The 14,701-nt window shown below is 41.8% G+C and carries 25 protein-coding genes; 14 read left to right on the top strand and 11 right to left on the bottom strand.

All coding sequences use genetic code 11. The features are described 5' to 3' along the window. Positions 1-121: 121 nt before the first annotated feature. From WAK81_RS06430 to WAK81_RS06385, 10 genes are all read right to left on the bottom strand, one after another. Positions 122-433 (bottom strand): hypothetical protein, encoded by a 312-nt coding sequence (locus tag WAK81_RS06430; protein ID WP_422196161.1) that lies wholly within the window; start codon positions 431-433, stop codon positions 122-124. Continuing rightward, positions 426-767 carry a hypothetical protein gene (locus tag WAK81_RS06425; protein ID WP_422196160.1) on the bottom strand — a complete coding sequence of 114 codons (342 nt, stop codon included), beginning with the start codon at positions 765-767 and terminating at the stop codon, positions 426-428. Before WAK81_RS06425 ends, WAK81_RS06430 begins: the two co-directional genes overlap by 8 nt. After that, entirely contained in the window at positions 764-1,015 is a 252-nt protein-coding gene (locus tag WAK81_RS06420) for a hypothetical protein (RefSeq protein ID WP_422196159.1), read from the bottom strand. The genes WAK81_RS06425 and WAK81_RS06420 overlap by 4 nt, the downstream gene beginning before the upstream one ends. Continuing rightward, a complete protein-coding gene (locus WAK81_RS06415; protein WP_422196158.1) occupies positions 1,012-1,275 on the bottom strand; it encodes a hypothetical protein in 264 nt (87 codons plus the stop codon). The genes WAK81_RS06420 and WAK81_RS06415 overlap by 4 nt, the downstream gene beginning before the upstream one ends. Then, on the bottom strand, positions 1,272-2,372 hold the full coding sequence (locus tag WAK81_RS06410) for a DNA cytosine methyltransferase (protein WP_422196157.1): 1,101 nt from the start codon (positions 2,370-2,372) through the stop codon (positions 1,272-1,274). Before WAK81_RS06410 ends, WAK81_RS06415 begins: the two co-directional genes overlap by 4 nt. Then, the gene (locus WAK81_RS06405; RefSeq protein ID WP_422196156.1) at positions 2,369-2,713 is read right to left on the bottom strand and encodes a hypothetical protein; all 345 of its coding nucleotides are present in this window, start codon (positions 2,711-2,713) and stop codon (positions 2,369-2,371) included. The genes WAK81_RS06410 and WAK81_RS06405 overlap by 4 nt, the downstream gene beginning before the upstream one ends. Further along, positions 2,710-4,083, bottom strand: coding sequence for a replicative DNA helicase (locus WAK81_RS06400; protein ID WP_422196174.1), 1,374 nt, complete (start codon positions 4,081-4,083; stop codon positions 2,710-2,712). Before WAK81_RS06400 ends, WAK81_RS06405 begins: the two co-directional genes overlap by 4 nt. Beyond that, positions 4,083-4,970, bottom strand: a complete 888-nt coding sequence (locus WAK81_RS06395; protein WP_422196155.1) for a DNA-binding protein — start codon at positions 4,968-4,970, stop codon at positions 4,083-4,085. Before WAK81_RS06395 ends, WAK81_RS06400 begins: the two co-directional genes overlap by 1 nt. A 258-nt stretch (positions 4,971-5,228) precedes the next feature. After that, the gene (locus tag WAK81_RS06390; RefSeq protein WP_422196154.1) at positions 5,229-5,720 is read right to left on the bottom strand and encodes a phage regulatory CII family protein; all 492 of its coding nucleotides are present in this window, start codon (positions 5,718-5,720) and stop codon (positions 5,229-5,231) included. A gap of 57 nt (positions 5,721-5,777) precedes the next feature. Further along, a complete protein-coding gene (locus WAK81_RS06385; protein WP_422196153.1) occupies positions 5,778-6,026 on the bottom strand; it encodes a hypothetical protein in 249 nt (82 codons plus the stop codon). Positions 6,027-6,144: 118 nt separating this feature from the next. On the opposite strand from WAK81_RS06385, the gene WAK81_RS06380 reads away from it, so the two are divergent. The 13 genes from WAK81_RS06380 (at position 6,145) to uraH (ending at position 13,342) form a co-directional block, all read left to right on the top strand. Beyond that, the gene (locus WAK81_RS06380; protein ID WP_422196152.1) at positions 6,145-6,909 is read left to right on the top strand and encodes a S24 family peptidase; all 765 of its coding nucleotides are present in this window, start codon (positions 6,145-6,147) and stop codon (positions 6,907-6,909) included. 218 nt (positions 6,910-7,127) lie between these two features. After that, a complete protein-coding gene (locus WAK81_RS06375) occupies positions 7,128-7,532 on the top strand; it encodes a hypothetical protein (RefSeq protein ID WP_422196151.1) in 405 nt (134 codons plus the stop codon). Beyond that, positions 7,525-7,839 carry a hypothetical protein gene (locus WAK81_RS06370; RefSeq protein ID WP_422196150.1) on the top strand — a complete coding sequence of 105 codons (315 nt, stop codon included), beginning with the start codon at positions 7,525-7,527 and terminating at the stop codon, positions 7,837-7,839. The genes WAK81_RS06375 and WAK81_RS06370 overlap by 8 nt, the downstream gene beginning before the upstream one ends. After that, positions 7,836-8,372, top strand: coding sequence for a hypothetical protein (locus WAK81_RS06365; RefSeq protein WP_422196149.1), 537 nt, complete (start codon positions 7,836-7,838; stop codon positions 8,370-8,372). The genes WAK81_RS06370 and WAK81_RS06365 overlap by 4 nt, the downstream gene beginning before the upstream one ends. After that, positions 8,372-9,448, top strand: coding sequence for an ATP-binding protein (locus tag WAK81_RS06360; protein ID WP_422196148.1), 1,077 nt, complete (start codon positions 8,372-8,374; stop codon positions 9,446-9,448). Before WAK81_RS06365 ends, WAK81_RS06360 begins: the two co-directional genes overlap by 1 nt. Then, positions 9,445-10,572 carry a hypothetical protein gene (locus WAK81_RS06355; protein WP_422196147.1) on the top strand — a complete coding sequence of 376 codons (1,128 nt, stop codon included), beginning with the start codon at positions 9,445-9,447 and terminating at the stop codon, positions 10,570-10,572. Before WAK81_RS06360 ends, WAK81_RS06355 begins: the two co-directional genes overlap by 4 nt. Further along, the gene (locus WAK81_RS06350) at positions 10,569-10,706 is read left to right on the top strand and encodes a hypothetical protein (RefSeq protein WP_422196146.1); all 138 of its coding nucleotides are present in this window, start codon (positions 10,569-10,571) and stop codon (positions 10,704-10,706) included. Before WAK81_RS06355 ends, WAK81_RS06350 begins: the two co-directional genes overlap by 4 nt. Then, positions 10,703-10,945 (top strand): hypothetical protein, encoded by a 243-nt coding sequence (locus WAK81_RS06345; RefSeq protein WP_422196145.1) that lies wholly within the window; start codon positions 10,703-10,705, stop codon positions 10,943-10,945. Before WAK81_RS06350 ends, WAK81_RS06345 begins: the two co-directional genes overlap by 4 nt. After that, entirely contained in the window at positions 10,945-11,232 is a 288-nt protein-coding gene (locus WAK81_RS06340; protein ID WP_422196144.1) for a hypothetical protein, read from the top strand. Before WAK81_RS06345 ends, WAK81_RS06340 begins: the two co-directional genes overlap by 1 nt. Next, the gene (locus tag WAK81_RS06335) at positions 11,229-11,741 is read left to right on the top strand and encodes an SAM-dependent methyltransferase (RefSeq protein ID WP_422196143.1); all 513 of its coding nucleotides are present in this window, start codon (positions 11,229-11,231) and stop codon (positions 11,739-11,741) included. The genes WAK81_RS06340 and WAK81_RS06335 overlap by 4 nt, the downstream gene beginning before the upstream one ends. Continuing rightward, positions 11,731-11,934 (top strand): helix-turn-helix transcriptional regulator, encoded by a 204-nt coding sequence (locus tag WAK81_RS06330; protein ID WP_180049224.1) that lies wholly within the window; start codon positions 11,731-11,733, stop codon positions 11,932-11,934. The genes WAK81_RS06335 and WAK81_RS06330 overlap by 11 nt, the downstream gene beginning before the upstream one ends. A 107-nt stretch (positions 11,935-12,041) precedes the next feature. Next, on the top strand, positions 12,042-12,830 hold the full coding sequence (locus WAK81_RS06325) for an rRNA large subunit pseudouridine synthase E (RefSeq protein ID WP_004731551.1): 789 nt from the start codon (positions 12,042-12,044) through the stop codon (positions 12,828-12,830). Positions 12,831-12,946: 116 nt separating this feature from the next. Then, complete coding sequence (uraH, locus tag WAK81_RS06320) at positions 12,947-13,342, top strand: hydroxyisourate hydrolase (RefSeq protein WP_422196142.1); 396 nt, start codon at positions 12,947-12,949, stop codon at positions 13,340-13,342. On the opposite strand, the gene WAK81_RS06315 is transcribed toward uraH, so the two are convergent. Next, positions 13,339-14,091, bottom strand: a complete 753-nt coding sequence (locus WAK81_RS06315) for a hypothetical protein (protein ID WP_312584370.1) — start codon at positions 14,089-14,091, stop codon at positions 13,339-13,341. The two genes, uraH and WAK81_RS06315, sit on opposite strands and share 4 nt — an antisense overlap. 170 nt (positions 14,092-14,261) lie before the next feature. On the opposite strand from WAK81_RS06315, the gene paaI reads away from it, so the two are divergent. After that, positions 14,262-14,654: a hydroxyphenylacetyl-CoA thioesterase PaaI gene (gene paaI / locus WAK81_RS06310; RefSeq protein ID WP_312584368.1), complete on the top strand. Its 393-nt coding sequence runs from the start codon at positions 14,262-14,264 to the stop codon at positions 14,652-14,654. Positions 14,655-14,701: the final 47 nt, after the last annotated feature.

Below are 14,701 nucleotides of genomic sequence, written 5' to 3'. Positions count from 1 at the left end.
AACAATCAATCTAGCCTCTTTGATTCCGCACATTTGAGGATTACTTGTTTTAATCCCAATGATGTAAAAATCTCGACCAGACAAACCATGTCGAACCTTTTGACCAATTTTGTATAAGTGATTATTCATGACCACCTCGCAGGGCTTTTTCTATTTGCGCCGAACAGTGGTAACAGCCTTTCTCATACCCTTCTGTCCAATGGGTGGTTTTATCCCAAGTTATTGCATTCCACCCTGCCGCTAGATCCGCACATGCCTCAACCTGCTTCTTCTTCTCGATATAACAAGCCTCCATGTTGTTGAGTTGGGCTTTTAATGAGTCAATGATGGCTTGTTGGTGCTGAAATACCGCTAAAGCTGGGCCTTGCACCATCTTCAAATCAGCACACTTGTAGTCCTTAATAATTCCCCAAACCTGCTTAATCTCACTCATGCTCAATCACCTTTGTATTTGGAAAAATGTGGTTCCGAATATCAGTCACATTGTCTGCTTCGATTTGTTTGCGCCAAACCCTCATACCATTTTCAGTACCAAAGCCGCAGATCAAGCAAGCAATGTCGTAGCCGTGTTGACATGGTTTTGAGTTGCGATCAGCCAGAGCGGTGCGGAGGTCGGAAATTAAGTAGCTCTGCTGGCCAGTCATATTTGGAAAACTCAACACCGAGATGTGATACTCATTTCGAGTAATCCAAAACACAGCCCACTCAGGCGCCCCATCCACAATCTGCCTACACTTCTCCAACCCTAATTTTTCGATTAAGTTCATGCTGCTGCTCCTTTTAGGCTTGGAAGCATCTCGATAAACTCAGCAACATTTTCCGCATCACCACCCGGATAACGAAAATCATCCTTTGACAACTCGCCATTTGATGCAGAAATCAGGTCGCAAATAGTGCCTTCAGTGAATTCGATGAACCACTCTGTTTCGCATACTGAATTACCGCGCTGCACATCAATTCTCATAAAAGGAATGCCTTTTTTATTGAGGACTGATTTTATTTTTCTTGTGTTCATGCATTAACTCCAAATAGTTGTTTGGCCTTCCCTGTCAGGTAGTATCTGTACTCTTCACCATTTTTGACTTTGGTATATAAGAGGCCGATTTGAACAAAGTTTTTTAAATATCGCTGTACTGCACGCTTCGTCACATCTGGCATAACTTGCTGCTGAATTTCAGATGCAGTTGCTACTGGGGTGTTCTTAACAGCCAGAAGGACATCAATTCCACGATCTAGCACGGCAGCGCTATTGAGCTTTGAAAGTGATTGGTTCATGCGGCACCCCCGCACACTTCCTGAATTCGCTCTCCAATCCACTTCATAACCGGCACAGCCATTGAGTTTCCCAGCGCTGCGTAGCGTGGTGTATCAGTAGCATTTGCCACATTCGTGTAGTTGTCCGGAAAACCTTGAAGGCGCTCACACTCCACTGGCGTGAATCTGCGAACACCCTGTATTTCTATTGCGCAATTACCATTTGCAATTTGATCCGCATCAACTCCTCGATCGCCAAAACCTCTTGTCAACGTCGCAGCGGTTTTAAAAACTGCATTTTCCTGCCCACGGTTACGCCCTAAACAGTGAGCAATATCATTATTTATGATCGGATCTTGAGTGCCATGAATAACAAAACTTGCTGTCTCTATATCTAGGTTTTGTCCTCCTGCGCCACGTCTTGTAAGGCATTTAGCAATTGAGGCGGAATAGTTTTTTTTCTTGCAGTCGCTCTTCGCAATATTCCTTGGCATGCTTTTGCGCTCAAAAAGTATTTCGGCAATACATTCCTTTCTAGAACTTGCGACAACAAACACACGTTTTCTTCGTTGGGCGACTCCGAAATATTGAGCATCAAGGACTCGCCAAGCGATTTGTCTTTGTGGTCCATACACACAACCAGCGTTCGGCCATTTCTTCCCTGCCGGCTGTAGCTCACACCCCTCACCTGACAATGCTCCCAAAAAGCAACCGAAAGCGTTGTCTGAGGTGTTGAGCACTCCTGGGACATTTTCCCAAACGACAATGGATGGCTTAAGTCCCCGAATAAGTCTTGCTGAATCAATCTCATTTGCTAATCTCACAAATTCAAGGCTTAACTGCCCACGGTCGTCATTTAAAGAATTTCTTAACCCTGCTACAGAAAATGCCTGGCAAGGTGTTCCACCAACTAGAACATCTGGGGCATCCACTACTTCTTGCTGGATCAGCGCTGCGATCTTTGTCATATCACCCAAATTAGGAACATCGGGATAGTGATGAGCCAAAACCTGACTTGGAAATTTTTCAATTTCTGAGAACCATTCCGGCTTCCACCCCAGTGAGTGCCAAGCAACTGTTGCTGCCTCTATTCCAGAACATACAGAACCGTAATTCACACCCCACCCCCTGCGCTTTGTTCAATCAACTGTTTTGCAAGGTTGAAAACTTTTTTAGCGGTGCTTAGGTCTGGTGTGAACTCATATACAAGATTAACTGGACATTCCTCATCATCAGTTTCAACAAAATCACACCTTGATAGATGGTTTTCCAAGTGCATCTGAAGCTGTTCAAATGCTGGCTCGTAATCCCATTCAGTTTCAAGCCCCCCGCACTCATACCAGAAGCTCAAAACACCATCTTCATAATCAAAACTATCAGGGTTGTAAAATTCAGGATCTAATCGCATTAGCAGGTGCATTGCTGTGCGGTTATTCTTTTTAATTTGACGTTTTTTCACACCCCACCCCCTGCGCCTTGCAGCTGCTCAATTGCCTGACTATCTAAATTCGAGAACTGGCAGTAATTCAACTGCGAATGCATATACGATGTGCCAATTTCCCCGTGTCGGTTTTTCCCCAAAATCGCTTCAGCAATTCCCTGGAACTTAGATTCCTTGTGATAAACCTCATCCCGGTATAAAAACAGGATCTGGTCAGCATCTTGCTCAATAGCACCTGATTCACGCAGATCAGACATAACCGGACGCTTGTTTGGTCGTTTTTCCAGTTCACGATTCAGCTGAGACAACAGTACAATGACGCAATCAAACTCCTTGGCCATGGCCTTAAGCTCACCAGTGAAATAAGCAATCTTTAAATCTTCCCGGGCAAACGCTTTACTGGTTTTCATGATTTGCAGGTAATCAATAAACACAGCACCGACAGATCCGTACTGGTGCTTGATCTTGCGCATAGACTCACGAATATTTGCAATTGATGGGCGTGATGTATCGTTGATCTGCATCGGCACGCTCTTAAGCATTGCCACCGCATTGGTGTATGCCGAGAATTCTTCTTGTGGCAAGGTATGCGGTGCATTACGAACCTTGCTAATATCTGCCGGCCCTGCTGCACAGCACATACGCATAGCAATCTGCTCTTTCGGCATTTCGCCTGACATGATCAAGACTGGCTTCTGCTGAAAAATAGCCACATTGCTGGCAATCACCTGAAGCATTGTGGTTTTACCCATGGCTGGGCGTGCAGCAATCACCATCAAACACCCCGGCTCAATATCACCGAGTTTCTTGTCCAGATCATAAATACCGGTCTGAATGCCCTTGATCATAGTTTTACCCGCCACCATGGCTTCCATCTTGTGATGCATCTCAGCGAAAGTATTGGCCGCTGCATCATGTATGTGGAAAAGACTCTCACTGCTCTGCTCTGTGTTGATTTCTGAAAAAGCTGTCTGCGCATTCAAAACCAAATCACCACGGCTTACAGTCAAGCTACGTGCGTTCTGAATCACTTTTAAGGCTTCTGATTCAACTTTGCGGCAAGTGGTCAGGTCTTTGAGCTTTTCAGCGTATGACACCAGGTTATAAAAACTTGATGGTGCATCACCTAAAATCTGCATGATGTACTGCTCACCACCGGCAGCTTCAGAATGACCGCGCATTTCTAGCCACTGATTCACCAGTACAGCGTCATAAGGTGAATTTTTAGCATCCAGATCAACCACAGCTTGGAAAAGCAACTTGTGGCGTGTTGCATGAAAATCATCTTCTGTCAGCAGGTTCTCAACTTGAGTGTATGAGTTAGCAACGGTCATCAGTGCAGCCAGTACAGCCTGTTCAATTTGCAGGTTGTGGATCGTGGTATTAATCACTGAGCACCTCCAAGGAAACCTTTTGGTTTTGAAGGAAGGTTGATTAATGGCTGGCCTTGGCTTTGTTGATCAGGGGTTGAAGTTGACTGTGGATTTTCTAGCTGCTCGATCTCAGCATTCGTTTCTGCCCAGTTCCATGCAGCCTTGAATGACTCCCAGCCACGCAGGACGATAATCTGGAATACACGCTCATTTGAAAGCTTGGCTTCAATCGCTTGGTTGAAGATGATTTTCAGGGAACGGTCAGTGATAGTTTTACGTTTCTTGTTTTTTAGATCAATAAACTCTTGAGCTGTTTTTTCAGATACACCATTTTCGATTAAGAATTTTTTAGCAGAGAATTTTTTAGGTTGTTCAGGTGCGGATGCGCCTAAATTAATATCTGTTGTATTCTCTGTAGTATTCTCTGTATTAGATGGGCGGATCTGTGCATTCAGTTGGGCGCTTTCGTGCATACAGTCTGGCGCTTCTGTGCATTCAGTATGGCGGTTTGGTGCATTCAGTATGGCGGAATTGTGCATACTAGGAGTGGCAAGGGTTTCAGAGTATTCAATCAATGCTTTGTACAGATTTTCACGCTCGACACGAAAGAAAACACGACGTGGTACGCCCACTTTCTTTTCAGACAAAAAACCAAGCTCTTTGAGGGTTTTTCGAGCAGTATCTTGCTCACGACGAGTAAGACCGGTTTCCATTGTCCAGTCAGTATGAGTCTTAAAAATCCACCCATTATTGTCCTTGGTACGTGAGGTCCAGTACACCAGTTGTGACAGCATGAGTGCGCCATTAATGCCGCACCCAATGAACACGTAATGTTTGTTAAACGCGATTGGTTGATCATTCATAGCTTCAATTAACTTGATCATGGGAATGGTTGTATTCATGCGGCACTCCCAATCTTGTGAAAATGTCTATCCAGTACGGCCACAAAATCCACTTTTACCGATCTAACATATGGATCAAGCGGTATATTATTTTGGTGCAGTTTTTTGCAGTGTTCAGCGCGTCTAAGTTCAAGTAATTGGGCAAGTGTTGGTTTCATGCTTGCACCTCTTGAAAATTTGACAGTTTTTGTGCTAAATTTGATTTCATATTTAAAATTCTTTCCAAGTGTTTTGAATTAAAAAGCCTGATCCACGAAATCAGGCTTTTTCTCGTTGTAGAGCTGATAAATACTTTGCACACTCGCCTTTCATGGCCTTACGCAAAGATTGAATTTTTTGTTCCATCTTTTCTAAAGTCTGGTCAATGTCATCCATTTCAGCAGGCGTAACCACACCGTCTTCCAGAGCATTCAAGACCAATTTATTTGCTTCACCATTGCTTATATTCATTCCCAATAAAGACTCGAGAACACCCAATTGATGGTCTTTATCTTCAGCTTGGTCTGCGGGAACCAACATAAAACCTAATTTGTGCGCCCATACTTTTAAAGAAGCCGGGTTTTGCGTGTAGGTCAGCATTGCTTCAAATGCCTTTAGACTCGGCAGATGGTTTTCCATATTTGGATTGGCATAGTTCAAAATCGTGTTATGAGACACACCAACAAGATCAGCTATCTCTTTTGGAGTAATGCCATTCGACTGATGCACCATCTTGTGCAATGCGGTTTTAGTCTCTTTCGATATATCCATGTGAACACCTTGTTTGCTTTCACGTTTATTAAAATTATCAATTACTTGATAATTTGTTTATGCAGAGAGTGCTTGGTTCCGGATGTAATCAAAATCCACATCAGGACATAGATCATCACAAGAAATTACACCACCACTCTCTCTATCAATGCTTATCGCTAAGCCTGCGCTACAATTGCGATTGCCGTACATAACTAGCTTCAAATACCCAAGGGAGGTGCCACATCTTGCAGCAAAGTCCTCTCGGCTGCGGTCAGACGGCATTCCTTTGATGTACTCAATTAGCGCAGGGATGGGTTTTTTCATTGCTAATTCCACTGCTAAATAGATTATCTTTTGAATTTATCATTTGATAATCATATTTGCAAGCACCTTGTTAGCATATTTTTAGCTGAGTTGTTATCATTTGATAATTGGTTGTGTTATGAATTCTATTCTTATGAACGTTAAAGAAATCCGAAGAAAAAATCTTCGCAGACTCATTAACAAGATGCTGTCAGATGCTATTTTTGATAAGCAGGAGGATTTTGCTTCTGCTGTGGGTATAGATAAAACTTACTTATCACAAATGCTTATGGAGCCAAACCAAAAAGGCGCTAGAGGTGTTAGTGAGGCAAAAGCAAGGCAGATCGAAAGAAAACTAGAACTTGAAGATCACTACCTGGATCGGATGGGTGATAGCAGCCCCTTTGGTGAAAGCCAGGTTCACAACGGTATCTTGCGGCCTATATCAAGTGATGAGACTGATGTTAAATTTGTAATTGTGCCTATGTATGATGTGAAAGCCGCATGCGGTATTGGTTATGAGAACGAGGAGGAGTTGGTTAAGGGTGGATTGGTGTTTAAGGAGAGCTTTTTAAGAAAGGCTGGCCTCTCACTATCAATGACAGAAACTGGTGTTATTTGTGGTGATGGACATAGCATGGAGCCTACAATCAATCATGATGATGCTGTTCTGGCTGATCTGCGAGTTAAAACTATTGATGAAGTTATCAGTGGAAAGGTTTATGCCTTTATCGCAAACAAAGAGCTAAGAATTAAAAGGTTTTTTAAGAACATTAACGGCAGCATTCGCATCTCGAGCGATAACCCAGATAAAACCACTTATCCTGATGAGATTTTGGAAAAAGACAGCTTGAATGCCATCCAGATCACAGGTTACATAAGATGGCGCTGTGGTGAAGTGTAAATATTAAAAAATTACAAATCTAACCCGATATTCCATCGGGTTTTTTTATGCCTTGAATATCAATAAATTATCTTTGTTTATCAAAAAAGATAAACTTAATTATCATTTGCTATTGCTAATCCAATTATCTTTTGATAAATTCATCTCACAAACAAAGAAAAGCCCCAGCGTAGCTCGAACTACTTGAGGCATGACCCACCCTAGTGAGTGAAATTATTATGAATACAAAAGTTGATGAAGGCAAGTTGATTAGCGGGAAAGAAGCTTATCGGCTTATCGGTGAAGGTGTAGATGTTTTGGCGCATGTTCGTAAAAAAGAAAACTTATGGCAATGGGAGGACGCAAAGCACCTTCCAGCTTGCGACATTTTAAACGATGGTTTTGATTTCCGCCTCAAGCCTCGCACCATATCAATTAATGGAATTGAAGTGCCTGCGCCGGCAGACGATAAGGATTATCACCATCAAGGTATTTGGATTCTTAACAGCCTGGAGCTTAAAGAATATGGCTATGTAGTGTTGGATATCACTGATGAGCTACCTAGATACTGGTGGAAATCAGAAGAAGAAATCAAACAAGTCGTTTCTGCCCTTCGCCAAGTATTTGGAGGCAGCCATGAATAAAGTTCTCCTACCAATCGTCCTGCTACTAGGCGGCTGCTTTGCCCAAGCTGAATCTATCGAAGATCAGCCGCAAGTCAACATCGCTGCAAAGCATTACGAAGTTGAGAGCATGCACTGCAATCAAGTGTGTGTCGCTACAGTCAAAGCTGACGAATACAACATCTATGTCGAGTACCGCTTGGATGATGCCTCAGTCGAGTTTCTGGACATTTTGAACGTGGTGCATTTTGACAAGACCATTAATGCTTATGTTGATCGTTATGAGATTGAAAAAATTAATGCTGCTATTGCTGGGGGTGTGAAATGATTTTGAATTCTGCTGATCAAATTTTTGAAGCACTTTTAAACGGCCAATTGGTTTACTGGTGTGAATGTAGCTCTGATGACTGGTCTCCTCTTAATGATCGAACTCAAATTAATTTTGTAGACCTTTACACCGGTTTCCTGCAATTCAAAGCAGATGAGCTACCTGTAATTCCAATGCCGGTAGAGTTTGGCTCAACTCATCGTTATTTCTCTGAATACATCAAGACCTTTGAAGGACTTGAAATATATCGAGTAGGTAAAACTCGGGCCAGCTATTTTGCTCTACGTGTCAAAAGTTCAGGGACTATTTCTGACTATTTCTGCAATACGCAGATCTACTCCATTCAGTCTAATGGTTCATTGAAGAAGATGGATAAATCTCTTACTCCGCAGTGGATCTTAGATGGGCTAGAAAATGCGCGTGTTGCTATGCGCAAGAACAAGCGTCATCAAGTTTTAGAAAGTACCGGCTTCTTTGCATCGGAAGACTATAAGAACTTTAAGCGTAATAACCGTCACTCAGGAGCTGTGTAATGTCGACTGTATTTTTTAAAAAAGCGGAACGTAAAAACGCAAAATTACGCCTGGCTCTGGCTGGCCCTACTGGCTCTGGTAAAACCTTGGGTGCACTTCTATTGGCTAAAGGCATTGGTGGAAAGATTGCTGTCGCTGATACCGAAAATAGCAGTGCTGAGCTGTATGAAGATGTGGTTGAGTTTGAACATGCGAATATTCAACCGCCCTACACTCCAGAAAAGTTTATTGATGCTATTCATGCTGCAGAAAAAGCCGGTTTTGACACCTTGATTCTGGACAGTATTACTCATGAATGGTCGGGTGTTGGTGGCTGTTTGGAGATTGTCGACAAGCTTGCCAGTACGACTTTCAAAGGTAATAGCTGGGGCGCATGGAGCCAAGTTACCCCAAGGCACCGTAAGTTTATCGATGCAATGCTTCAATCCAGCATAAATATTATTGTGACCATGCGCAGCAAGATGGATACCGTTCAGGTTGATGCAGGTAACGGTAAAAAGAAAGTTGAAAAAGTAGGGATGAAAGCTGAACAGCGTGATGGTATTGAATATGAGTTCACCACTGTTCTGGATTTAACCCATGATAACTATGCAGTTAGGACAAAAGACCGTACCCGCATTTTTAGTGAACCCATGCTGCTTTCTGAACAGGCTGGCGTATTGCTTAAACAATGGTTGAACTCAGGATCTGCGAATGCATGCATCAATGGCAATCAATTCTTAGAGCTTGAGGCGCTTATGCAACAAGCTGGAATTGATACTGAAAAGTACTGTGCCAAACGGGGATTAAATAGTCTTCACGATGTGCAACAGCAAAAGTTTGAGGAAACGTGTGCCGGTATTTACTCAATCATTCAACGTAACCAACAAGCGCACCAAGCGAATGAGCAGCAACTGCATGCCGAAAACGAGGCACGTCTGGAAAATGATTATCAGGCTGCGTTAAAGGATATCCAGAACGCCAGTCACATCAATGATCTTAATCGGCCTGCTGACTACTTCAAAGGTACGAAGTACGAACAACAAGTTTTAAATGCCTGTCAGGCGAAATCAGATATGGAAGGATGGTCAGCATGAAAATTCTAAATAGCAAAGAAGCTTTTGAAGCAATGATGGCTGGCCGAAATATCATGTGTCGCGCAGCTGGTGAGTTAATGGATTTTGATGACCTGTCTCAATTCCCGGCTACGATTTTCGCTATGCCAGGCTATGAGTTCTGCATCAAGGTTGAAACAATGGAGCTGGCTGGTATTACCTTCACCAAGCCTTTAACTCTTGATGATGTTGTGGAGGATCGGGAGATTTTCCTAGTTTTCCCTCATTGTGTGGTACACACTCAATTCACTTCACTGTCTGGAAAGTATGTTGAATGTGTAAAATATGGTTTTGCCCAGATGGATCAGGAGAATGCTGAATTACAGCTACAAGCAATTGGTAAACTTCTTGGACGAACTATTGCTTACCCTTTGACGTTAGAAAGTCATTACAAGCCTGAAAAGAAACGTCGTAGTCGTAAAGCCAAGGAAGATATTGAGCAGGTTAGCACGCCAGCTGATTCAGGTAATGCCGTGCCGAATATTGAAAAACAGCCTGAGCCAGAGGTGGTTCAGCCTGTTGAGGCTGTACCAGAAGCATCGTCTGCACCTACTGAAGTTTTACTAGAAAAAACCGAAGCAGATTCAGTTGAAACCGACCCGGTAAAGCTTATTGAAAAGTTTACAGCTCAAATTGATCAGTTTACTAAGGCCGATGACGTTCTTTCATTCCGTCACGTATTTCTGGCCAATGGACACTTAGATCAAAAAGATCAACAGCACTTATGCAAGCTAACTGAAGATAAATTGCTTGAACTCGATCCTGAACAATACATGCCTAAGGTTGAACCTGAACCAATCGTAGAGGAAGTCATTGAAGTCGCGCAACCAAGTTTGATTGATCAAATTGAAAATGCCGCACACAAACAAGCATCAGTAGAAAGTGTTGAACATGGTAGTGCCCCTATCGATCTGTTCTACAAAAAGAAGAAGCAGGTTTTGATCAATCGAATCCATGACATGGATTCAGTTGAAACATTAGAGCGATTAGCACCAGCAATACCTGCAGCTAAATTACTTCCTGCTGATCACCAAGAGCTGCTTAGCATTTATGCACAGCGCAAAGATGCTTTAGTTCAAGCTGCTGAAACTGGGGAGGCTTCATGAGTTATTCCTACTCTTCGGTGACCCGGGTGCTGCATGTGCAGCACAAGGGCCGGATCAAAACTTATCGGAATATTAACCTGTTCGGTATTGATGATTGCTTAAGACATTTTGCGGATACCTGGGGGTACAGATGATCTTCAGAATTAAAAAGAAGCATGAAGTTGGCTTTAAGCTTTGGCTAGAAAAATTGGGTTATACCAAAAATGAACTTGCAGATGGCAGTTCGACATTTACTGGTAAAGGCACACGCAAGACATTGAGTTATGTGTTTTTGAAAAGTGATTTAACAGGGAATGCAGCATGCCAGGTGCTATTTGATGAATATGAAGAACACTTGGATAACCCTGATTATCTAGATGTGAAGGTGGCGTGATGACTGAGATCCAGAAAACAAACATTGCTGTGGCCAACTTCATCATAGATGAGCTACACAAGGATAAGCCTTTTGACCTGATTCTAGACCAACAACAAGCTGATGTTTTCTTTTCAGCAGTAGAGGGATATCAGGGCGATTTGCGACTACCTATCTCCCATAAATCAGGCATAACAACCATTCAAGTTGATGATGGAAATGCTGACGCTATTTACCACATGCTTTCCAGCTATATCGCAAAACATGACCGGTTTGGAGTGGTGAAGGCTTTGGGAGAAGTGTCGTGAATGCCAAAATTCTAGATCCATGCTGCGGATCACGCATGATGCACTTTGATCGAAAAAACCCCAATGTGATTTACGGTGATGCTCGATTGGAAAGCCATATTTTGTGTGATGGTCGCAGTCTTGAAGTAGCACCAGATATTGAAATGGATTTCCGTAATATGCCGTTTGATGATGAACAATTTAATTTAGTTGTGTTTGATCCGCCACATCTGGTACGTGCGGGCAAGCAAAGTTGGTTAGCACTTAAGTATGGAAAGCTGAATGAAAATTGGCGTGAAGATATTCAGAAAGGTTTTGAGGAATGCTTTCGCGTGTTGGCCACCGGTGGAGTTTTAATTTTTAAGTGGAATGAAACTCAAATTAAAGTCAGTGAAATTTTAGAGCTGACAAATCATAAACCAGTGTTTGGCCACATTAGTGGAAAACGAGCAAATACGCATTGGATTACTTTTATGAAGATGCCGGATGTGGAAGCAGGTAAAAAGTTGGAGGTGAATGATGGAAATTGATCGCAGAATCCGAGCGAAAGAGTTCATGCAGTTGCTGGCAGTCGGAAAAGATAAATTTTATGCCATGGTGAACTCTGGTGACATTAGACAGCCAGTTCGACTTTCTGAAAAAGATGTGTTCTGGTATTCCTCATACGTGAAGAATAAAGTTGAAGAACATAAAACAGAATCTGATATGATAGCCCACACATAGTGGGCTTTTATTTATCAATTTTTACCCCTACTTCTCCTAAAGCGGGTAACTAAACGGGTAAGATTGAAACCACAAAAGAATTTATATATATATTTGAGTAGTTTAAATTGAAAATTGTCATTCTAAACAAACCTTATGACGTCCTCTCCCAATTCCGTGCGGATGAAAAGCACCCAACCATGGCTGATTTTGTCAACGACAAAGATTTACGTCTTGCTGGCCGTTTGGACATGGACTCAGAAGGTCTGGTTTTCCTCACCGATCACGGTGGTCTCAACCAATATATCACCAATCCTGCCAATAAAAAGTTTAAAACTTATATGGTGCAAGTGGAAGGTGATGTCACTGAAGAAGCACTAGAGCAGCTTCGTAAAGGTGTGGAACTGAAAGATGGCATGACGCTTCCTGCACGTGCTGAAAAAGTGTCTGAACCGGAATGGTTGTGGGAGCGTAATCCTCCTGTACGTTTCCGTGCCTCTGTTCCAACGTCTTGGGTTGAGATTTCGATCTGTGAAGGTCGTAACCGTCAGGTTCGTCGTATGACATCTGCGGTAGGCTTCCCTACACTGCGTTTGATCCGTACCAAGATTGGTGAGATTGATTTGGTTCGTATGGGATTGCAACCGGGCGAAACCAGAGAAATTGAACCATTACTTTATCCAGACTTCCAGAATGTTCCTGCGGAAGAACCATACCGTTCACGTTCTTATGTGAAAAAGCCAGGTGGGACTGGCGGTAAGCCAATGGTTCGCAAGAACAAAGATGGTTCTGTGAAAAAGTCTGGCACTAAACGTATCTGGCAAATGGATGAAAGTGAAAAGCCGCGTCGTAAGACCAATGGTACAACTCGTCCAAATACCAAGGCGCCACGTGGTCGCGGCCGTGGTCGTGGCTAAGTTTGAATAAATCCAATCAAGCCCACTTCGGTGGGCTTTTTTATTACATAACTTCAATATTTTTTATTTTTCAGTCTATTAGAATCAATTGAAGTGTTCATTTTACGATGATTCTCATGAAAAGAATAATTTGTGCTTTAGCTGCGACTTCCCTTTCAACTTTTGGCTTTGCCAATCCACTAAGTGTGCATGTGCTTAATCAGGAAACTGGCTTGCCTTCTTCGAATGTCACGGTCACCCTAGAAGCTCAGCAAGGTGAGAAATGGGTCAAGCTCAATGAAGCCAAGACAGACAGTAATGGCCGTATTAAAGAATTTTATCCTAAAGACACCGCGTTACAAAAAGGCGTTTATAAAGTAACGTTTAAAACGGGTGATTGGTTTAAGACCAATAATCAACGGACGTTCTTCCCTGAAGTACCGGTGGTTTTTGTGATTGATGGTGCTTTAGAGCACTACCATATTCCACTGCTGTTAAGTTCTTATGGGTATTCGACGTATCGGGGGAATTAAACTTTTATCGACTCTTGAGATATTTGAAATCCTACACGAGGATTTTTTCTAGGTGTAGTGATGGTGAATTTGACTTTAAAATCATATAAATTCCCATATTTATCTTCGTAGCCTATTTTACCCTTTATCATTAATACCTTTTCTGCAAATAACTTTGTATATTGTTCTTTGAGCAAATTAATTTGAACTCTCTGTTCTTCATTTTTACTAAGACTTATTAAAAGTGATTCATATCTTTTAAAATTCTCATCAAAAAAATATATATTTTTAGCTTCTTCACCATAATTTTTTAAATTTAAATAAATACAAACAATATAAATATCAAAAACATCAATAATATTTCCATCATTATCATGATCTTCGCACCTATCTTCGTGTTCAAAAAAAGTAGTTCTACTTAAATTTAACTGAGGTCGCACTGCTTTTCTTGCTGATTTTAGCTGTTGTTCTTGTAAAGAAACTAAATTTGTCTGTTGTTTAACACTTTCCCTCATCTCATCAATTTGAAGCTGTAATGCTTTTTCTTGTTGTTCTAATGCTTTTGTATTTTGCTCTAACTGTTTGCCTTGCTGAACATATCCTAAAATCAACCAAAGAAAAGCAATTGGCGCAAATATTCCCGCTAGAAAATCTCCAAGCTCATTTAATGAAGTAGGCGAACTCAATCCACCAAAAATCCAAAAAGAAGTAATCACAGCAAGCCAAATTACTGTTATTCCAATTCCCCAATTTAAACTATTTTGATTCATCTTCTAATAATAAAAAAGCCATTCCTAAATATGGGTTTTACCTGCTTTTTCTTATGTGTGCAAACAAGATTTCTAACCCCTCCCTCTTGTCATTCTGACTATCCGATGTTATTTATGATTCATATATTCAATAATTTAAAATAAAACGTATCTTAAAAAGGAGTTTTGCAATGGATCAGCAAGTCAGCCAGATGTTTAATCACGACCGGTTAATTCAGCATCTTGGTGCTCATCTGGTTTGTTATAACCACAATTATGCGAAGATCGAATTAAAGGTGACTGAACAACATTTACAAGGTCATCAGACCTGTAACGGTGCCGTGATTTTCGCACTGGCAGATGCAGCTTTTGCCATTGCCTGCAATACTGGTGAACATCCGGCGGTTGGTCAACATTGTGGTATTCATTATTTAAAACCGGGCTTGCTTGGTGACACACTGACTGCTGTAGCAGAACATAAGGCCAGCAGTGGCCGTAGTGGCATTTATGATATTCAGGTGATGAATCAACATAATCAAATTGTGGCGGAATTCCGTGGCACATCACGACTGATCATTAAATAATTTTTTCTCAAAATTTAATGCAATAAAAAACCGGTGACGATGCACCG

Origin of the sequence: Acinetobacter sp., assembly GCF_049284435.1 — a bacterium.
Taxonomy (GTDB): domain Bacteria; phylum Pseudomonadota; class Gammaproteobacteria; order Pseudomonadales; family Moraxellaceae; genus Acinetobacter.
This window is presented reverse-complemented; position numbering and strand designations above follow the sequence as displayed.

Excerpts from the sequence above, each read along its gene's own strand:
- WAK81_RS06355 (WP_422196147.1), top strand. The coding sequence starts at position 9,445 with ATGAAAATTCTAAATAGCAAAGAAGCTTTTGAAGCAATGATGGCTGGC.
- WAK81_RS06365 (WP_422196149.1), top strand. The coding sequence starts at position 7,836 with ATGATTTTGAATTCTGCTGATCAAATTTTTGAAGCACTTTTAAACGGC.
- WAK81_RS06415 (WP_422196158.1), bottom strand. The coding sequence starts at position 1,275 with ATGAACCAATCACTTTCAAAGCTCAATAGCGCTGCCGTGCTAGATCGT.
- WAK81_RS06380 (WP_422196152.1), top strand. The coding sequence starts at position 6,145 with ATGAATTCTATTCTTATGAACGTTAAAGAAATCCGAAGAAAAAATCTT.
- WAK81_RS06345 (WP_422196145.1), top strand. The coding sequence starts at position 10,703 with ATGATCTTCAGAATTAAAAAGAAGCATGAAGTTGGCTTTAAGCTTTGG.
- WAK81_RS06430 (WP_422196161.1), bottom strand. The coding sequence starts at position 433 with ATGAGTGAGATTAAGCAGGTTTGGGGAATTATTAAGGACTACAAGTGT.
- paaI (WP_312584368.1), top strand. The coding sequence starts at position 14,262 with ATGGATCAGCAAGTCAGCCAGATGTTTAATCACGACCGGTTAATTCAG.
- WAK81_RS06395 (WP_422196155.1), bottom strand. The coding sequence starts at position 4,970 with ATGAATACAACCATTCCCATGATCAAGTTAATTGAAGCTATGAATGAT.
- WAK81_RS06385 (WP_422196153.1), bottom strand. The coding sequence starts at position 6,026 with ATGAAAAAACCCATCCCTGCGCTAATTGAGTACATCAAAGGAATGCCG.
- WAK81_RS06330 (WP_180049224.1), top strand. The coding sequence starts at position 11,731 with ATGGAAATTGATCGCAGAATCCGAGCGAAAGAGTTCATGCAGTTGCTG.
- WAK81_RS06360 (WP_422196148.1), top strand. The coding sequence starts at position 8,372 with ATGTCGACTGTATTTTTTAAAAAAGCGGAACGTAAAAACGCAAAATTA.
- WAK81_RS06315 (WP_312584370.1), bottom strand. The coding sequence starts at position 14,091 with ATGAATCAAAATAGTTTAAATTGGGGAATTGGAATAACAGTAATTTGG.
- WAK81_RS06340 (WP_422196144.1), top strand. The coding sequence starts at position 10,945 with ATGACTGAGATCCAGAAAACAAACATTGCTGTGGCCAACTTCATCATA.
- WAK81_RS06420 (WP_422196159.1), bottom strand. The coding sequence starts at position 1,015 with ATGAACACAAGAAAAATAAAATCAGTCCTCAATAAAAAAGGCATTCCT.
- WAK81_RS06350 (WP_422196146.1), top strand. The coding sequence starts at position 10,569 with ATGAGTTATTCCTACTCTTCGGTGACCCGGGTGCTGCATGTGCAGCAC.
- WAK81_RS06375 (WP_422196151.1), top strand. The coding sequence starts at position 7,128 with ATGAATACAAAAGTTGATGAAGGCAAGTTGATTAGCGGGAAAGAAGCT.
- WAK81_RS06390 (WP_422196154.1), bottom strand. The coding sequence starts at position 5,720 with ATGGATATATCGAAAGAGACTAAAACCGCATTGCACAAGATGGTGCAT.
- WAK81_RS06370 (WP_422196150.1), top strand. The coding sequence starts at position 7,525 with ATGAATAAAGTTCTCCTACCAATCGTCCTGCTACTAGGCGGCTGCTTT.
- WAK81_RS06425 (WP_422196160.1), bottom strand. The coding sequence starts at position 767 with ATGAACTTAATCGAAAAATTAGGGTTGGAGAAGTGTAGGCAGATTGTG.
- uraH (WP_422196142.1), top strand. The coding sequence starts at position 12,947 with ATGAAAAGAATAATTTGTGCTTTAGCTGCGACTTCCCTTTCAACTTTT.